The sequence below is a fragment of the Streptomyces huasconensis genome (genome assembly GCF_021028635.1).
Taxonomy (GTDB): domain Bacteria; phylum Actinomycetota; class Actinomycetes; order Streptomycetales; family Streptomycetaceae; genus Streptomyces; species Streptomyces huasconensis.
The window spans coordinates 4719437-4736536 of record NZ_CP086119.1 but is presented as its reverse complement, the minus strand read 5'-3'; the positions used below and the strand labels follow the sequence as shown (position 1 = coordinate 4736536).

General features: G+C 69.1%; 16 protein-coding genes. 2 read left to right on the top strand and 14 right to left on the bottom strand.

Translation table 11 applies throughout. The annotated features are described in order from the left end of the window. Positions 1-3: 3 nt before the first annotated feature. The 12 genes from nuoL to J2N69_RS21590 all read right to left on the bottom strand — a co-directional run bounded on the left by nuoL (position 4) and on the right by J2N69_RS21590 (position 13023). On the bottom strand, positions 4-1899 hold the full coding sequence (nuoL, locus tag J2N69_RS21645) for an NADH-quinone oxidoreductase subunit L (protein WP_230902248.1): 1896 nt from the start codon (positions 1897-1899) through the stop codon (positions 4-6). A gap of 10 nt (positions 1900-1909) precedes the next feature. Next, positions 1910-2209, bottom strand: coding sequence for an NADH-quinone oxidoreductase subunit NuoK (nuoK, locus tag J2N69_RS21640; protein WP_055529377.1), 300 nt, complete (start codon positions 2207-2209; stop codon positions 1910-1912). After that, positions 2206-3045, bottom strand: a complete 840-nt coding sequence (locus J2N69_RS21635; RefSeq protein WP_230902247.1) for an NADH-quinone oxidoreductase subunit J — start codon at positions 3043-3045, stop codon at positions 2206-2208. Before J2N69_RS21635 ends, nuoK begins: the two co-directional genes overlap by 4 nt. Further along, the gene (gene nuoI / locus J2N69_RS21630; RefSeq protein WP_230902246.1) at positions 3042-3857 is read right to left on the bottom strand and encodes an NADH-quinone oxidoreductase subunit NuoI; all 816 of its coding nucleotides are present in this window, start codon (positions 3855-3857) and stop codon (positions 3042-3044) included. The genes J2N69_RS21635 and nuoI overlap by 4 nt, the downstream gene beginning before the upstream one ends. Then, positions 3850-5199 carry an NADH-quinone oxidoreductase subunit NuoH gene (nuoH, locus tag J2N69_RS21625; RefSeq protein WP_408056902.1) on the bottom strand — a complete coding sequence of 450 codons (1350 nt, stop codon included), beginning with the start codon at positions 5197-5199 and terminating at the stop codon, positions 3850-3852. Before nuoH ends, nuoI begins: the two co-directional genes overlap by 8 nt. A 38-nt stretch (positions 5200-5237) precedes the next feature. After that, positions 5238-7748 carry an NADH-quinone oxidoreductase subunit G gene (locus J2N69_RS21620; RefSeq protein ID WP_230902245.1) on the bottom strand — a complete coding sequence of 837 codons (2511 nt, stop codon included), beginning with the start codon at positions 7746-7748 and terminating at the stop codon, positions 5238-5240. Next, positions 7745-9106, bottom strand: coding sequence for an NADH-quinone oxidoreductase subunit NuoF (nuoF, locus tag J2N69_RS21615; protein ID WP_205039491.1), 1362 nt, complete (start codon positions 9104-9106; stop codon positions 7745-7747). Before nuoF ends, J2N69_RS21620 begins: the two co-directional genes overlap by 4 nt. Further along, positions 9106-9978 (bottom strand): NADH-quinone oxidoreductase subunit NuoE, encoded by an 873-nt coding sequence (nuoE, locus tag J2N69_RS21610; RefSeq protein ID WP_230902244.1) that lies wholly within the window; start codon positions 9976-9978, stop codon positions 9106-9108. The genes nuoF and nuoE overlap by 1 nt, the downstream gene beginning before the upstream one ends. Next, positions 9975-11297, bottom strand: a complete 1323-nt coding sequence (locus J2N69_RS21605) for an NADH-quinone oxidoreductase subunit D (RefSeq protein WP_230902243.1) — start codon at positions 11295-11297, stop codon at positions 9975-9977. The genes nuoE and J2N69_RS21605 overlap by 4 nt, the downstream gene beginning before the upstream one ends. Next, positions 11297-11995: an NADH-quinone oxidoreductase subunit C gene (locus tag J2N69_RS21600; RefSeq protein ID WP_230904812.1), complete on the bottom strand. Its 699-nt coding sequence runs from the start codon at positions 11993-11995 to the stop codon at positions 11297-11299. Before J2N69_RS21600 ends, J2N69_RS21605 begins: the two co-directional genes overlap by 1 nt. Before the next feature lie 92 nt (positions 11996-12087). Next, positions 12088-12642 (bottom strand): NuoB/complex I 20 kDa subunit family protein, encoded by a 555-nt coding sequence (locus tag J2N69_RS21595; RefSeq protein ID WP_127911059.1) that lies wholly within the window; start codon positions 12640-12642, stop codon positions 12088-12090. 21 nt (positions 12643-12663) lie between these two features. Beyond that, entirely contained in the window at positions 12664-13023 is a 360-nt protein-coding gene (locus J2N69_RS21590) for an NADH-quinone oxidoreductase subunit A (protein ID WP_003992243.1), read from the bottom strand. A gap of 800 nt (positions 13024-13823) precedes the next feature. On the opposite strand from J2N69_RS21590, the gene J2N69_RS21585 reads away from it, so the two are divergent. After that, positions 13824-14654 carry a C40 family peptidase gene (locus tag J2N69_RS21585; protein ID WP_230902242.1) on the top strand — a complete coding sequence of 277 codons (831 nt, stop codon included), beginning with the start codon at positions 13824-13826 and terminating at the stop codon, positions 14652-14654. A 101-nt stretch (positions 14655-14755) separates the two neighbouring features. Here the strand turns inward: J2N69_RS21585 and J2N69_RS21580 are convergent, their stop codons facing one another. Continuing rightward, entirely contained in the window at positions 14756-15085 is a 330-nt protein-coding gene (locus J2N69_RS21580) for a putative quinol monooxygenase (RefSeq protein ID WP_127911060.1), read from the bottom strand. A gap of 77 nt (positions 15086-15162) precedes the next feature. Further along, the gene (locus tag J2N69_RS21575; protein WP_230902241.1) at positions 15163-16449 is read right to left on the bottom strand and encodes a geranylgeranyl reductase family protein; all 1287 of its coding nucleotides are present in this window, start codon (positions 16447-16449) and stop codon (positions 15163-15165) included. A gap of 96 nt (positions 16450-16545) precedes the next feature. Between J2N69_RS21575 and J2N69_RS21570 the strand changes: the two genes are divergently transcribed. After that, on the top strand, positions 16546-17085 hold the full coding sequence (locus J2N69_RS21570; protein WP_230902240.1) for a GNAT family N-acetyltransferase: 540 nt from the start codon (positions 16546-16548) through the stop codon (positions 17083-17085). Positions 17086-17100 lie beyond the last annotated feature (15 nt).

The window sequence follows — 17100 nt, the reverse complement described above, 5'->3', positions numbered from 1 at the left end:
GTATCAGACCGCCCTCATCAGCAGGGTCGCGGCGATGAGCACCGCAGCGCCGCCGAACATCGAGACCGCGTAGGAGCGGGCGTAGCCGTTCTGCAGTTTGCGCAGGCGGCCGGAGAGGCCGCCCATGGAGGCCGCCGTGCCGTTGACGACGCCGTCGACCAGGCTGTGGTCGACGTAGACCAGGGAGCGCGTGAGGTGCTCGCCGCCGCGCACCAGGACGACGTGGTTGAAGTCGTCCTGGAGGAGGTCGCGGCGGGCGGCCCGCGTGAGCAGCGAGCCGCGCGGAGCGGTGACCGGCACCGGCCGGCGCCCGTACTGGACGTAGGCCAGGGCGACGCCGATGACGAGAACCACCATGGTGGCGCCCGTGACCGTCGCGGCGCTGAGCGGGGAGTTCCCGTGGTCGTGACGGGTGACCGGCTCCAGCCAGTGCATGAAGCGATCACCGATGCTGAAGAAGCCGCCCGCGAAGACCGACCCGAAGGCGAGCACGATCATCGGGATCGTCATGGACTTCGGGGACTCGTGGGGGTGCGGTGCGTGTCCGTCGGCATCCGGCTGCCAGCGCTTGTCCCCGAAGAACGTCATGATCATCACGCGCGTCATGTAGTACGCGGTGATGGCCGCGCCCAGGAGCGCCACCGAGCCGAGGAGCCAGCCCTCCGTGCCGCCCTTGGCGAAGGCCGCCTCAATGATCTTGTCCTTGGAGAAGAAGCCGGACAGGCCGGGGAAGCCGATGATGGCCAAGTAACCGAGGCCGAACGTCACGAAGGTGACCGGCATGTACTTCCTGAGGCCGCCGTACTTCCTCATGTCGACCTCGTCGTTCATGCCGTGCATGACCGAACCGGCCCCCAGGAAGAGCCCGGCCTTGAAGAAGCCGTGCGTCACCAGGTGCATGATCGCGAAGACGTAACCGATGGGGCCGAGGCCCGCGGCCAGGATCATGTAGCCGATCTGGGACATGGTCGACCCGGCGAGGGCCTTCTTGATGTCGTCCTTCGCGCAACCGACGATCGCACCGAACAGCAGCGTGACCGCTCCGACGATCGTGACGACGAGCTGGGCGTCCGGCGCGCCGTTGAAGATCGCTCCGGAGCGGACGATCAAGTAGACGCCGGCGGTCACCATCGTGGCGGCGTGGATCAGGGCCGAGACCGGTGTCGGGCCCTCCATCGCGTCGCCGAGCCAGGACTGGAGCGGCACCTGTGCGGACTTGCCGCACGCGGCGAGCAGCAGCATCAGGCCGATGGCGGTGAGCTTGCCCTCGCTGGTCTGTCCCGTCGCCTCCAGGACGGGCCCGAAGGCGAACGTCCCGAAGGTGGTGAACATCAGCATGATCGCGATCGAGAGGCCCACGTCGCCGACCCGGTTGACCAGGAAGGCCTTCTTCGCGGCGGTCGCCGCGCTGGGCTTGTGCTGCCAGAAGCCGATCAGGAGGTACGAGGCGAGGCCGACACCCTCCCAGCCGACGTACAGCAGGAGGTAGTTGTCGGCGAGGACGAGCAGGAGCATCGCCGCGAGGAAGAGGTTCAGGTAGCCGAAGAAGCGGCGGCGCCGCTCGTCGTGCTCCATGTAGCCGATGGAGTAGACGTGGATCAGGGTGCCGACACCGGAGATCAGCAGGACGAACGTCATCGACAGCTGGTCGAGCTGGAAGGCGACGTCCGCCTGGAAGCCCTCCACGGGAATCCAGCTGAACAGGTGCTGCGACAGGGCGCGCTCCTCGGCGCCCTTGCCCAGCATGTCCGTGAAGAGCACCACGGCGATGACGAAGGAGGCGGCCGCGAGCAGCGTGCCGAGCCAGTGGCCCGCGCGGTCCAACGCCCGCCCGCCGCACAGAAGTACGGCCGCTCCGAGCACAGGCGCCGCGACGAGCAGCGCGATCAGGTTCTCCACTTTCAGCCCCTCACAGCTTCATCAGGCTGGCGTCGTCGACCGAGGCCGAGTGGCGGGAACGGAACAGCGACACGATGATCGCCAGCCCGACCACGACCTCCGCGGCGGCGACGACCATCGTGAAGAAGGCGATGATCTGGCCGTCGAGGTTGCCGTGCATCCGGGAGAAGGCGACGAACGCGAGGTTGCAGGCGTTGAGCATCAGCTCGATGCACATGAACACCACGATCGCGTTGCGCCTGATGAGCACGCCGGTCGCGCCGATCGCGAACAACAGGGCGGCGAGATAGAGGTAGTTGACGGGGTTCACTTCGACGCCTCCTCGGTCCGCCCGATGTCGGTGCCGCGCAGGTCCGGCCGCTCCAAACGGTCGGCGGAGCGCTGCTCCAGCGCCCGCAGGTCGTCCAGGGCCTCGGCCGACACGTCACGGATCTGGCCGCGCTCGCGCAGCGTCTTGTTGACCGTCAGCTCCGACGGGGTGCCGTCGGGCAACAGGCCCGCGATGTCCACGGCGTTGTGCCGGGCGTAGACACCGGGGGCGGGCAGGGGCGGCAGGTGCTTGCCCGCGCGCACGCGCTCCTCGGACCGCTCGCGCTGGGTCTTGGCGCGCTCCGTGCGCTCGCGGTGGGTGAGCACCATCGCGCCGACCGTGGCGGTGATGAGCAGGGCGCCGGTGATCTCGAAGGCGAAGACGTACTTGGTGAAGATGAGGGCCGCGAGACCCTCGACGTTGCCGCCGGCGTTCGCCTTGCCGAGGCCGTTGAACTGCGTCACCGAGGCGTTCCCGATGCCTGCGAAGAGCAGCACCGCGAAGCCGAGTCCGCACAGCAGTGCCAGCCAGCGCTGGCCCTTGATGGTCTCCTTCAGGGAGTCGGCGGCGGTGACGCCGACGAGCATGACCACGAAGAGGAACAGCATCATGATCGCGCCGGTGTAGACGACGATCTGGACGATGCCGAGGAAGTACGCGCCGTTGGCGAGGTAGAACACCGCGAGGACGATCATGGTCCCGGCGAGGCAGAGCGCGCTGTGCACGGCCTTCTTCATGAGGATCGTGCACAGGGCGCCGATCACGGCGACCGTGCCGAGCACCCAGAACTGGACGGCCTCGCCGGTGGAGGTGGTGTAGGCGGCGAGTTGCGTCATCGGCCGACCCCCTTTCCGGAAGCCGGGTCCTTGGCCGTCTTCCCGGAGGCCGGGTCGACCGACGCTTCCCCCGTGGCCGATTCGCCGGCCGCTCTCCCGGTGGCCGGTCCGGCGACCACCTTCCCGGACGCCGGTTCGCCGGGCCCGAAGTCGGAGGCCGCCTCCTGAGGCGTCTCCCCCTTGGAGCGGGCCACCTGCGGAACCGTCCCCGGAGCGGCCTCGGTCACCAGACCCCGGTAGTAGTCCTGCTCGTCCATGCCGGGGAAGATCGAGTGCGGAGTGTCGACCATGCCCTCTTCGAGCCCGGCGAGCAGCTGCTCCTTGGTGTAGATGAGGCTCTCGCGGCTGCTGTCGGCCAGCTCGAACTCGTTCGTCATCGTCAACGCGCGCGTGGGGCACGCCTCGATGCACAGGCCGCACAGGATGCAGCGGGCGTAGTTGATCTGGTAGACGCGGCCGTACCGCTCGCCGGGGGAGTAACGCTCCTCTTCGGTGTTGTCCGCGCCCTCCACATAGATGGCGTCCGCGGGACAGGCCCAGGCGCAGAGCTCACAGCCGACGCACTTCTCCAGGCCGTCCGGATGGCGGTTCAGCTGGTGCCTGCCGTGGAAGCGGGGAGCGGTGATCTTCTGCTGCTCCGGATACTGCTCGGTGAGCCGCTTCTTGAACATGGCCTTGAAGGTCACGCCGAAGCCCGCGACGGGGTTCTGGAACCCCTGCTTCGATTGGTTCGACTCGTGGGGTGACCCCGGCGATCCCGGTGATCCCGGTGCTGCCGGTGCTGCCGGTGATTCGTTGTTCGACTCAGCCATCGGACGCCTCCTTTCCGTCACTTCGGGTTCCGCCACTTCGAGTTCCGTCACTTTGAGTATCCGGTCCACCACTGACAATCAGCTCCCGCTCCCGGCGCGACCGCCGGCGCGGAACGGGCGGCAGGCTCTGGCCGGGCAGCGGTGGTACGGGGAATCCGCCCGCCATCGGGTCGAAGGCGACCGGCTTCTCCTCGGCGGCGGCCTCCTTCTCCCGCTTGTCGCGGAAGATGTCGACGACCACGGAGAGCAACAGCAGCGCGATGACCCCGCCGCCCACATAGAGCGCGATCGAGGTGAAGTCGTAGTTCTCGTTCCGCATCGCCCTGACCGTGGCGACGAGCATCAGCCAGAGGACCGAGACCGGGATGAGGACCTTCCAGCCGAGCTTCATCAGCTGGTCGTAGCGCACGCGGGGCAGCGTGCCGCGCAGCCAGATGAAGAAGAACAGCAGCAGCTGGACCTTGATCACGAACCAGAGCATCGGCCACCAGCCGTGGTTCGCGCCCTCCCAGAAGGCACTGACCGGGTACGGGGCCCGCCAGCCGCCCAGGAAGAGCGTGACCGAGACCGCCGAGACGGTGACCATGTTGACGTACTCGGCGAGCATGAACAGCGCGAACTTGATGGAGGAGTACTCGGTGTTGAAGCCGCCGACGAGGTCGCCCTCGGACTCCGGCATGTCGAACGGCGCGCGGTTGGTCTCACCGATCATCGTCACGATGTAGATCAGGAACGAGACCGGCAGCAGGAGCACGTACCAGCGGTCCGCCTGCGCCTCCACGATCGCCGAGGTCGACATCGACCCGGAGTAGAGGAAGACGGAGGCGAAGGCCGCGCCCATCGCGATCTCGTACGAGATCATCTGCGCGCAGGAGCGCAGGCCGCCGAGGAGCGGATAGGTGGAGCCGGAACTCCACCCCGCCAGCACGATGCCGTAGATGCCGACGGAGGCGACCGCGAGGATGTAGAGCATCGCGATCGGCAGGTCGGTGAGTTGCATCGTGGTGCGCTGGCCGAAGATCGAGATTTCGTTGCCCGCGGGCCCGAAGGGGATCACCGCGATCGCCATGAAGGCCGGGATCGCCGCGACGACGGGGGCGAGGACGTAGACCACCTTGTCCGCGCGCTTGACGATCACGTCTTCCTTGAGCATCAGCTTGATGCCGTCCGCGAGGGACTGGAGCATGCCCCAGGGGCCGTGCCGGTTGGGGCCGATGCGCAGCTGCATCCACGCGACGACCTTGCGCTCCCACACGATGGAGAACAGGACCGTCAGCATCAGGAACGCGAAGCAGAAGACCGCCTTGAGGGCGATCAGCCACCAGGGGTCGCGGCCGAACATGGACAGGTCTTCCGCCGCAAGCGGCACCACGGTGTGCGTCACGACGTCACCTCCGGGGCCTCAGTGGACTCCGGCGGGACCGCCGGGCCGATACGGACGAGGTCGCCGGGGCGTGCGCCGGTGTCCGAAGTGACGCCTCCCCCGGTCGAGTTCAGCGGCAGCCAGACCACGCGGTCCGGCATCGGCGTGACCTGGAGCGGCAGCGCGGTCGACCCGGCCGGGCCGGTGACCGCGAGGAGGTCGCCGTCCTTGACGCCCGCCTCGGCGGCCGTGGCGGCCGACACGCGCGCGTGGGCGGCGTGCCGGGTACCGGCCAGCGCTTCGTCGCCGTCCTGGAGGCGGCCCTGGTCGAGCAGCAGCCGGTGCCCGGCGAGCACGGCCTCACCGGAGGCGGGCCGCGGCGGCTGTGCCGCCGTCTCGCGGGGCCCGTCCGCGTACGGCCCGTCCCAGCCGCCGAGCCGGTCCAGCTCGCGGCGGAGGGTCACCAGGTCGGGCAGGCCGAGGTGGACGTCCCCGGCGTCGGCCAGCATGTGCAGCACGCGCGCGTCGGTGGGCGCCAGCCTGCGGGTCATCTGGTCCGGCTTCAGCGCGGCGTCGAACATCCGTGCACGTCCCTCCCAGTTGAGGAAAGTGCCCGGCTTCTCCGCGACCGCGGCCACCGGGAGGACGACGTCCGCCCGCTCCGTCACCTCGCTGGGCCGCAGCTCCAGCGAGACCAGGAAGCCGACCGCTTCGAGCGCCTCACGCGCGCGTGCCGGGTCGGGCAGGTCGGCGACCTCGACGCCCGCGACGAGCAGCGCGCCCAGCTCGCCGGTCGCCGCGGCCTCGATGATCTGGCCGGTGTCGCGGCCGTAGCGGTGCGGGAGTTCGGCGACGCCCCAGGCGGCCGCGACCTCGTCCCGCGCGCGCGGGTCGGTGGCCGGACGCCCGCCGGGCAGCAGCGACGGCAGCGCGCCCACCTCGACGGCGGCCCGCTCCCCCGCCCTGCGCGGAATCCACACCAGCTGGGCGCCGGTCGCGGTGGCGGCGCGGACAGCGGCGGTGAGCCCGCCGGCCACGGCCGCGAGCCGCTCCCCTACGACGATGACCGCGCCAGGCGTACGCAGCGCCTCGGCGGCCCTGGCCGCGTCGTCCGCGAGCCCCACCCCGGCGGCGAGCGCGTCCAGCCACTCCGTCTCGGTGCCGGGAGCCGCGGGCAGCAGCGTGCCGCCCGCCTTCTCCAGGCCGCGGGTCATGTGCGTCGCCAGGGAGAAGGTGCGCTGGCCGTGCTTGCGCCAGGCCTTGCGCAGCCGCAGGAAGACGCCGGGCGCCTCCTCCTCGGACTCGAACCCCGCGAGCAGGACGGCGGGCGCCTTCTCCAGGGCGGTGTACGTGACGCCGCTCCCGTCGAGGTCCCGGCCCCGCCCGGCCACCCGTGCGGCGAGGAAGTCGGCCTCCTCGCTGCTGTGCACGCGCGCGCGGAAGTCGATGTCGTTCGTGTCGAGCGCCACGCGCGCGTACTTGCTGTACGCGTAGGCGTCCTCCACGGTGAGCCGGCCGCCGGTCAGCACGCCCGCCCGGCCGCGCGCGGCGGCCAGACCACGGGCCGCGACCGCCAGGGCCTCGGGCCAGCTGGCGGGCTCCAGGTCACCCGCGGCGTTGCGCACCAGGGGGTTGGTGAGCCGGTCGGGCCGCTGGGCGTAGCGGAAGGCGAAGCGTCCCTTGTCGCACATCCACTCTTCGTTGACCTCGGGGTCCTCCTGCGCGAGGCGCCGCATGACCTTGCCGCGGCGGTGGTCGGTGCGGCTCGCGCAGCCGCCCGAGCAGTGTTCGCACACCGACGGCGACGACACCAGGTCGAAGGGGCGGGAGCGGAATCGGTACGCCGCCGAGGTCAGCGCGCCGACCGGGCAGATCTGGATGGTGTTCCCGGAGAAGTACGACTCGAAGGGGTCGCCCTCGCCTGTGCCGACTTGCTGGAGGGCGCCGCGCTCGATGAGTTCGATCATCGGGTCGCCGGCGATCTGGTTGCTGAAGCGGGTGCAGCGCGCGCACAGCACGCACCGCTCACGGTCCAGCAGCACCTGCGTGGAGATCGGCACCGGCTTCTCGAACGTCCGCTTCTTGCCGTCGAAGCGGGAGTCCGGGTCACCGACCTGCATCGCCTGGTTCTGCAGGGGGCATTCGCCGCCCTTGTCGCACACCGGGCAGTCCAGCGGGTGGTTGATGAGCAGCAGCTCCATCACGCCGCGCTGCGCCTTCTCGGCGACCGGCGAGCTCAGCTGCGACTTCACGACCATGCCGTCGGTGCAGGTGATGGTGCAGGACGCCATCGGCTTGCGCTGGCCCTCCACCTCCACGATGCACTGGCGGCAGGCACCCGCCGGGTCGAGCAGCGGGTGGTCGCAGAACCGGGGGATCTCGATGCCGAGGAGTTCGGCGGCGCGGATCACCAGCGTGCCCTTGGGGACGCTGATCTCGATGCCGTCGATCGTCAGCGAGACGAGGTCCTCCGGCGGGACGGCCGCCTCCCCGCCCCCGGAGGGAGCGCTGTTCGTGGTCACTGTCATGCGTTCACCTGCGCGTTTCCAGCGGGCCGGTCGGCCCAGAGAGTCGACTTGGCCGGGTCGAAGGGGCAGCCCCCGCCGGTGATGTGCTGCTCGTACTCCTCCCGGAAGTACTTCAGCGAGGAGAAGATCGGTGAGGCCGCTCCGTCGCCCAGGGCGCAGAAGGACTTGCCGTTGATGTTGTCGGCGATGTCGTTCAGCTTGTCGAGGTCGGCCATGACGCCCTTGCCGGCCTCGATGTCGCGGAGCAACTGCACCAACCAGTACGTCCCTTCACGGCAGGGCGTGCACTTGCCGCAGGACTCGTGGGCGTAGAACTCGGTCCAGCGCGTCACGGCGCGCACGACGCACGTCGTCTCGTCGAAGCACTGGAGGGCCTTCGTGCCGAGCATCGAACCGGCGGCGCCCACGCCCTCGTAGTCGAGGGGCACGTCGAGGTGCTCGTCGGTGAACATCGGCGTCGAGGAGCCGCCGGGCGTCCAGAACTTGAGCCGGTGCCCGGCCCGCATGCCGCCGCTCATGTCGAGCAGCTGGCGCAGCGTGATGCCGAGCGGGGCCTCGTACTGGCCGGGGTTGGTGACGTGGCCGCTGAGCGAGTAGAGCGTGAAGCCCGGGGACTTCTCGCTGCCCATCGATTTGAACCAGTCTTTTCCGCGGTGGAGGATCGCGGGAACCGACGCGATGGACTCGACGTTGTTCACCACAGTGGGGCATGCGTAAAGGCCCGCGACGGCCGGGAAGGGGGGACGCAGTCGCGGTTGGCCCCGGCGGCCTTCGAGCGAGTCGAGCAGCGCGGTCTCCTCACCGCAGATGTACGCGCCCGCGCCCGCGTGCACGGTGAGTTCCAGATCGAGTCCGCTGCCCAGGATGTCCTTGCCGAGGTAGCCCGCCGCATAGGCCTCGCGGACGGCCTCGTGCAGCCTGCGCAGCACGGGGACGACCTCGCCCCGCAGATAGATGAAGGCATGCGACGACCGGATCGCGTAGCACGCGATCACGATCCCCTCGATGAGGGAATGCGGGTTCGCGAAGAGGAGCGGGATGTCCTTGCAGGTCCCCGGCTCCGACTCGTCGGCGTTGACAACTAGATAGTGCGGTTTGCCGTCTCCCTGCGGGATGAACTGCCACTTCATCCCGGTGGGGAATCCGGCGCCGCCCCGGCCCCGCAGGCCCGAGTCCTTCACGTACGCGATGAGGTCGTCCGGCGCCATGGCGAGCGCCTTGCGCAGGCCTTCGTACCCGTCGTGGCGCCGGTAGGTCTCCAGCGTCCAGGGCTTCTCCTCGTCCCAGAAGGCGGAGAGAACCGGCGCGAGCAGCTTCTCCGGGCTCGTCTCGTGGTCGATCTCGGCTGCCAAGGTCATCACTCCCCCTCCTCGGCGGTCGGTCCGGCCGGGTGGGCCGGGTCGGATGCCGAGGTCTGCTGCGGTGCGTCGTGCGAGCTGAGGTGCTCGGCGGCGTCCTGTGTGCCCGTGTGGGGGCCTTCGTCCTGCGGCCCTCCCGCGCGCGGGTGGACCACGCGTCGCTGCGGCGCCTCGCCCTTGGCCAGGCGCAGTCCGATCAGGGAGGCGGGGCCCGCGCCGCCGCTCGCCTCCACGGCGCCGGGCCGCTCGTCGGGGAAGCCGGCGAGGATGCGGGCGGTCTCCTTGTACGTGCACAGGGGCGCGCCGCGGGTGGGCTCGACCGGCACGCCCGCGCGCAGGTCGTCGACGAGTTGCTTGGCGGACTCGGGGGTCTGGTTGTCGAAGAACTCCCAGTTGACCATCACCACGGGGGCGAAGTCGCAGGCCGCGTTGCACTCGATGTGTTCGAGCGTGATCTTGCCGTCCTCGGTGGTCTCGTCGTTGCCGACGCCGAGGTGCTGCTTGAGTTCGTCGAAGATCGCGTCGCCGCCCATGACCGCGCAGAGCGTGTTGGTGCACACCCCGACCTGGTAGTCACCGGAGGGCTTGCGCCGGTACATGGTGTAGAAGGTCGCGACGGCGGTGACCTCGGCCGTGGTCAGGCCGAGCACGTCGGCGCAGAACTGCATGCCGGTGCGGGTGACGTGGCCTTCCTCGGACTGCACCAGGTGCAGCAGCGGCAGGAGCGCGGACCGCGATCCGGGGTAGCGGGCGATGATCTCCTTGGCGTCCGCCTCGAGCCGGGCCCGTACGTCGGCCGGGTAGTCGGGGGCGGGGAGTTGGGGCATGCCCAGGCTGACGCCCGCGGCCTTCTCTGACGGAGTGGTGGTCACCGGTCGACGCCTCCCATCACGGGGTCGATGGACGCGACGGCGACGATGACGTCGGCGACCTGGCCGCCCTCGCACATCGCCGCCATGGCCTGGAGGTTGGTGAAGGACGGGTCGCGGAAGTGGACCCGGTAGGGGCGGGTGCCGCCGTCGGAGACGACGTGCACGCCGAGTTCGCCCTTGGGCGACTCGACCGCGGTGTACGCCTGTCCGGCCGGCACCCTGAAGCCCTCGGTCACCAGCTTGAAGTGGTGGATCAGGGCCTCCATGGAGGTGCCCATGATCTTCTTGATGTGGTCGAGGGAGTTGCCGAGTCCGTCCGGGCCGAGGGCCAGCTGTGCGGGCCAGGCGATCTTCTTGTCGGCGACCATCACCGGGCCCGGGGCGAGCCGGTCCAGGCACTGCTCGATGATGCGCAGCGACTGGCGCATCTCTTCGAGGCGGATCAGGAAGCGGCCGTAGGAGTCGCAGGTGTCCGCGGTCGGGACCTCGAAGTCGTAGTTCTCGTAGCCGCAGTAGGGCTGGGCCTTGCGCAGGTCGTGCGGCAGGCCCGCCGAGCGCAGGACCGGGCCCGTGGCGCCGAGCGCCATGCAGCCGGCGAGGTCGAGATAGCCGACGTCCTGCATGCGGGCCTTGAAGATGGGGTTCCCGGTGGCGAGCTTGTCGTACTCGGGGAGGTTCTTCTTCATCTTCTTCACGAACTCGCGGATCTGGTCCACCGCGCCGGGCGGCAGGTCCTGGGCGAGTCCGCCGGGCCGGATGTACGCGTGGTTCATCCGCAGGCCGGTGATCAACTCGTAGATGTCGAGAATCAGTTCACGATCTCGGAAGCCGTAGATCATGATCGTGGTCGCGCCCAGCTCCATGCCGCCGGTGGCGATGCACACCAGGTGCGAGGAGAGGCGGTTGAGCTCCATGAGGAGCACGCGGATGACCGAGGCGCGGTCGGGGATCTGGTCCTCGATGCCGAGGAGCTTCTCGACGCCGAGGCAGTACGCCGTCTCGTTGAAGAACGGCGTCAGATAGTCCATGCGCGTGACGAACGTCGTGCCCTGCGTCCACGTGCGGTACTCGAGGTTCTTCTCGATGCCCGTGTGCAGATAGCCGATGCCGCAGCGGGCCTCGGAGACGGTCTCGCCCTCGATCTCCAGGATCAGGCGGAGCACGCCGTGGGTGGAGGGGTGCTGGGGCCCCATGTTGACGATGATGCGCTCGTCGTCGGCCTTCGCGGCGGACTGGACGACTTCGTCCCAGTCGCCGCCGGTGACCGTATATACGGTCCCCTCGGTCGTCTCCCGAGCGGAAGCGTGAGAAGCAGACATCAGCTGTACGACCTCCGCTGGTCCGGAGCCGGGATCTGGGCGCCCTTGTACTCGACGGGGATGCCGCCGAGGGGGTAGTCCTTGCGCTGCGGGAAGCCCTGCCAGTCGTCCGGCATCATGATCCGCGTCAGGGCCGGGTGACCGTCGAAGATCAGCCCGAAGAAGTCGTACGTCTCGCGCTCGTGCCAGTCGTTCGTCGGGTAGACGGAGACCAGCGAGGGGACGTGCGGATCGGCGTCGGGGGCGCTGACCTCGAGCCGGATCAGCCGGTTGTGGGTGATCGAGCGCAGGTGGTAGACGGCGTGCAGCTCGCGGCCCTTGTCCTCCAGGAAGTGCACGCCGGAGACGCCCGTGCACAGTTCGAAGCGCAGGGCCGGGTCGTCGCGCAGCGTCCGGGCGACGCGGACGAGGTGCTCGCGCGCGATGTGGAAGGTCAGCTCGCCGCGGTCGACGACCGTCTTCTCGATCGCGTTCTCCGGGAGGAGGCCCTGTTCCTCCAGGGCCCCTTCCAGTTCGTCCGCGACCTCGTCGAACCAGCCGCCGTAGGGGCGCGCGGAGGCGCCGGGCAGCGCGATGGTCCGGACGAGGCCGCCGTAGCCGGTGGTGTCGCCGCCGTTCTCGGCGCCGAACATGCCCTTGCGTACGCGGATGACCTCGCCGGCCGCGTCGCGCGGGGCGGGCAGGCCGTTGCCGTTCAGGTTCTTGTCGGCACCCTTGTCGTTCGGGCCCTTGTCGTTCGGGCCCTTGTCGTTCGGGCGCTTGTCGTTCGGGCGCTTGTCGTGCGCGTCGCTCACCGCAGCAGCCCCTTCATCTCGATGGTGGGGAGCGCCTTGAGGGCCGCCTCCTCCGCCTCGCGGGCCGCTTCTTCCGCGTTCACGCCGAGCTTGCCGCCCTGGATCTTCTGGTGGAGCTTGAGAATCGCGTCCATCAGCATCTCGGGCCGCGGCGGGCATCCGGGCAAATAGATGTCAACGGGGACGACATGGTCCACACCCTGCACAATCGCGTAATTGTTGAACATCCCACCCGACGAGGCGCACACTCCCATGGAGATCACCCACTTGGGGTTGGGCATCTGGTCGTAGACCTGTCGCAGCACCGGCGCCATCTTCTGGCTGACCCGGCCGGCCACGATCATCAGGTCCGCCTGGCGCGGTGAGCCGCGGAAGACCTCCATGCCGAAGCGCGCCAGGTCGTACCGCCCCGCACCCGTCGTCATCATCTCGATGGCGCAGCACGCGAGGCCGAACGTGGCGGGGAAGACGGATGACTTGCGCACCCAGCCCGCGGCTTGTTCGACGGTGGTCAGCAGAAAACCGCTCGGCAGTTTCTCTTCGAGTCCCATGCTCTTTGGCCCCTCAGACCTTTAGTCCCATTCCAGGCCGCCACGCCGCCATACGTACGCGTACGCGACGAAGACGGTGAGCACGAAGAGCAGCATCTCCACGAGCCCGAAAATCCCCAGCGCGTCGAAGGTGACGGCCCAGGGGTAGAGGAAGACGATCTCGATGTCGAAGACGATGAAGAGCATCGCCGTCAGGTAGTACTTGATGGGGAATCGCCCACCGCCGGCCGGCGTCGGCGTCGGCTCGATACCGCACTCGTAGGCCTCTAGCTTCGCGCGGTTGTACCGCTTTGGACCGATAAGCGTGGCCATGACCACGGAGAAGATCGCAAAGCCTGCCCCGAGGGCTCCCAGCACGAGGATGGGCGCATAGGCGTTCACGCTCCTCGCTCCTCTCAGTCGGCACTGACTGTTGGCGGTTACGTCGGACCGGGCCCCGGCTCCCACTGAAGATCGCTTACATGTGAAGCAGGTCACAAGCCCAACTGCCCCGCATCTTATGCCCGGCGGTCTGTGATCTGCGACACGGGGCGCGACAACGGCTTTGTGATCTCCACCACCTGACGAAGGATCATGAAGTCGGATGAGCGGTGATCTTCGTACGCGAAGCACCTGAGTGATCACCAGAGGTGACATCTTGGCGCGTCATCGCTGGTCGAAGGGGTGTCGCTCTATCAAGAGGTGGCCATGGCACGCAAATTGGCGCTGGACGTGATCACTTGATAAAGGCGCCGCGTTCACACTTTGGCGGCAGAGATGTGGACAGATGTGGACGCGTGCACCGATTCACGAGCGCGCGCCCCTGTCGGACCGGAGACGGAGAGGGTTCGGGAGCCACCTGACGGGCAGCCGAAAAGTACGGGAGATCTCAGGGAGGTCTCGGCGAGCTCTCGGGGAGACCCCCGAGAGCTTCCCGCAAGGGACGCGTGTGACCTGCGCCACACCTCCCCCACCCCCCAATCAACCGGGCTTGGCCATCTGCCTCAACCGGTGGTAGTCCGGGAGCAATTCGGGCGTATCTCAGAAAACCCTTGATCACAGGCGTGATCGGCCGTGTCCGCATTGCCCGTTACGGCGTCAATAAGGAGCGACACGCCCGGGATTCAGGGCCCGAAACGGCAACTGTGGCGCACCACACGTTTCTTGAAGGGAACCGTGTGTCCCTGATAGCGGTTGTTCCCATGTCCCACACCGCTCACATACCCAGCCACCGGAAGCCCCGTCGCAGCGCCTCCAAGATGGCCCTGCGGGCCGGAGTTGCCGGTGGCGTCCTCAGCACCCTGGCAGTGGCCGCGGCGGCCGGTACGGCGAACGCGGCCGAGCCGGTGTCCGAGACCATCGAGATGCCCACCCTGACCGCCGATCTGACCGCCCAGATCGCGCAGTCGGCGGACGCCACCCAGCAGGCCGCCGACACCTACGAGTCGCGCGCCGAGCAGGACGCCGCCGCCGCCAAGGCCGCCAAGCAGGCCAAGGAAGACCAGGCGCAGGCCGAGAAGAAGGCCGAGGCCAAGCGCAAGGCCGAGGCCGCCGCGAAGAAGAAGGCCGAGGCGGAGCGCGCCTCCCGCGACACCGAGCGCACCACGCTCTCCACCCAGTCGACCTCCGGCTCCGGCGCCTCCGCCGCCACCGCCTCCGACTCGGTCGCCCCGGCCAGCGGCAGCGTCGGCACGGTCATCAGCTTCCTCAAGGCGCAGCTCGGCGACGCGTATGTGATGGGTGCCTCGGGTCCGAACGCCTGGGACTGCTCCAGCCTCGTGCAGGCCGCGTTCAAGCAGGCGGGCGTGGACCTTCCGCGCGTCTCGCAGGACCAGTCGGTCGCCGGTACGCCGGTCGCGCTCTCCAACATCCAGGTGGGCGACATCCTTTACTGGGGTGGCGCCGGCTCCGCGTACCACGTCGGTGTGTACATCGGCAACGGCCAGTACCTGGACGCCGCCAACCCCAGCAAGGGCGTTGTCATCCAGGACCTGTCGGGTTACCCGGCCTCGGGCGCCGTGCGCGTCCTCTGACGGCCCCTTAGAGCGATGTACCAAGGGCCGGAACCCCCGGGTGGGGTTCCGGCCCTTGGCGTGCCCTCAGACGGCCGTACAGCCGTTCCAGAGGGGAACTGCTAGCTGTTCTTCGGCGACAGCTCCGCCATCCGCGACCAGTCGTCGCCCTCGATCTCCGTGTTGATGATCTGCGGGACCTCCGCGATCGCCTCGGACATCGTCTCCATGCCGGCCTTGAAGTGGTCGGAGTTCACGTGCGCGGCGCCCGCCTCGGGCGAGGCGAAGGCCTCCAGGAGCACGAACTGGTTGGGGTCGTCGACGCTGCGCGACCACTCGTAGAAGAGGTTGCCGGGCTCGGCGCGCGTGGCCCGGGTGAATTCGGCGGTCCGCTCCAGCCAGGTGTCGGCGTGCTCGGGGCGGACGGTGAACTTGACGGCGATGAAAATCATGACGTCAGCCTGCCTTGCCTCCGACGGGTGGGCAAATCGGGCGATGAGGGTCTGACCTGGGGCGAGACGCCCGTCGCTCACGCCTTCGGTGCCACCTTGCTCAGGCCGTTGATGATGCGGTCCATGGCGTCGCCGCCCGTCGGGTCGGTGAGGTTGGCCAGCATCTTCAGCGTGAACTTCATCAGGACGGGGTGCGTCAGACCGCGCTGCGTGGCGATCTTCATGACCTTCGGGTTGCCGATGAGCTTCACGAAGGCGCGGCCCAGCGTGTAGTAGCCGCCGTAGGTCTCCTTGAGCGTCTGCGGGTAGTTCTGGAGGGCCAGTTCGCGCTGGGCCGGGGTGGCACGCGCGTGTGCCTGCACGATGACGTCGGCCGCGATCTGGCCGGACTCCATGGCGTACGCGATGCCCTCGCCGTTGAACGGGTTGACCAGGCCGCCCGCGTCGCCCACCAGGAGCAGGCCCTTGGTGTAGTGCGGCTGGCGGTTGAAGGCCATCGGCAGGGCCGCGCCGCGGATCGGCATCGTCATGTTCTCCGGGGTGTACCCCCAGTCCTCCGGCATCGAGGCGCACCACGCCTTGAGGACCTCGCGCCAGTCCAGCTCGCGGAAGGCTTTGGAGGAGTTGAGGATGCCGAGGCCGACGTTGGAGGTGCCGTCGCCCATGCCGAAGATCCAGCCGTAGCCGGGCAGGAGCCGGTCCTCGCCGGGCCCGCGGCGGTCCCACAGCTCCAGCCAGGACTCCAGGTAGTCGTCGTCGTGGCGGGGCGAGGTGAAGTACGTCCGCACGGCGACGCCCATCGGGCGGTCCTCGCGCCGGTGCAGCCCCATGGCCAGCGAGATGCGCGAGGAGTTGCCGTCGGCCGCGACGACCAGCGGGGCGTGGAAGGTGACCGGGGTCTTCTCCTCGCCGAGCTTGGCGTGCACGCCGGTGATGCGGCCGGTGCGGTCGTCGATGACCGGCTCCCCCACGTTGCACCGCTCGTACAGCCGGGCGCCCGCCTTCTGTGCCTGCCGGGCGAGCTGCTCGTCGAAGTCGTCGCGCTTGCGTACGAGGCCGTAGTCGGGGTACGAGGCCAGCTCGGGCCAGTCCAGCTGGAGCCGCACACCGCCGCCGATGATGCGCAGGCCCTTGTTGCGCAGCCAGCCCGCCTCTTCGGAGATGTCGATGCCCATGGAGACGAGCTGCTTGGTGGCGCGCGGGGTGAGCCCGTCACCACAGACCTTCTCGCGCGGGAACGCGGTCTTCTCCAGGAGGAGGACGTCGAGCCCGGCCTTCGCCAGGTAGTACGCCGTCGTCGAACCCGCGGGCCCGGCTCCGACGACGATGACGTCCGCTGTGTGTTCGGAGAGGGGCTCGGTCACGGCGGGTTCTCCCCAGGCTCGAAATCTATGTGCCGACCGGCACGGGATATGGGCAGTCTATGAGGCGGTACCGACCAGCCAGCCGAAGGGCCACACGTGACCGAGCAGACCGAGACCCTGCCCGCCCCGCACCTCCCCGTGGTGCGGCTGCGCGTCCCCACCCACGAGGACGCCTTCGCCTGGCACCGGCTCTTCCGCGACCGCGAGGTCATGGAGTTCCTCGGCGGCGCGCCCGCGGAACTCTCCATGTACGAGGAGCTGACCGCCCGGCAGCGCAGACACGACGCCGAACTGGGCTTCTGCCTGTGGACGTTGCTGGACGAGGCGGGTGAGCCGATCGGCTTCGCGGGCGCCCAGCCCTGGCCCCGCGACTGGGGCCCGACCGGGGAGATAGAGATCGGCTGGCGGCTGGCCCGCGCGGCCTGGGGCAAGGGGTACGCGACCGCGGCCGCCCACGCCACGCTGGAGCGGCTGCGGGCGGCGCGCGTGCCCGCCGTGACGGCGGTGGTCGACGCCGGCAACGAGCGCTCCGCCGCGGTGGCGCGGCGGCTCGGCATGGTGCTGAGCGAGACGTTCACCAGGCCGGGGACGGGCGCGGAGCGGCGCCTGGCGCACTGCTTCCGGCTCACGCTGTAGGACATGTATGAGCTT